Genomic DNA, 528 nt, shown 5'->3' on the forward strand with positions numbered 1-528 from the left:
TTAACTTCTGGTGTTTCACCAAAAAAGTTGTTTATTTGAACAACTAAAGACATTGTTAACGACGAAATAGATAATGTACAGGTCTATATCCAAATTTACACAGAGACATTGTAATGTAAATGGTGACATATTTAATTACGTACAGACTTCCATGCTTACGCGGTAACAAGTACTCTAAATGAATAACATAAACTCATGCCAACTTCCCGCCCCCAGTAGAAGACTCGCCTTTCTCTACGAGACCGGATCGACGACCTTCAACAAGTATGCGGGCAACATACTTTAATCTAAAATAAGGGACATCTTTTTGCGGAACGCGTAGCTTTTCACCTTCTAGTATTAGCTCGATAAACCGCATGACGTAAACGGCGCAGTCCACAGTTCCTCGTCTCGGCCGTGGTGTTCGATTGTCGTGAATTAAAGGATATTATAGAGTTAAAGACTGTCCGAACTCCATTGTCACGAAATAGTCAAACATTTTCTTCTGTTACGTTATAGAAGTTCACGTTAGTTGGCAGCTTAACAAAG

General features: G+C 39.6%; 1 protein-coding gene. It reads right to left on the bottom strand.

Annotated features, from left to right (window positions below; genetic code table 11):
• Positions 1 to 193: 193 nt before the first annotated feature.
• The gene (locus tag ACFILY_RS09730; protein WP_375673401.1) at positions 194 to 379 is read right to left on the bottom strand and encodes a Ulp1 family isopeptidase; all 186 of its coding nucleotides are present in this window, start codon (positions 377 to 379) and stop codon (positions 194 to 196) included.
• Positions 380 to 528 lie beyond the last annotated feature (149 nt).

The organism is Bartonella sp. CL25QHWL (assembly GCF_042195335.1).
Taxonomy (GTDB): Bacteria; Pseudomonadota; Alphaproteobacteria; order Rhizobiales; family Rhizobiaceae; genus Bartonella.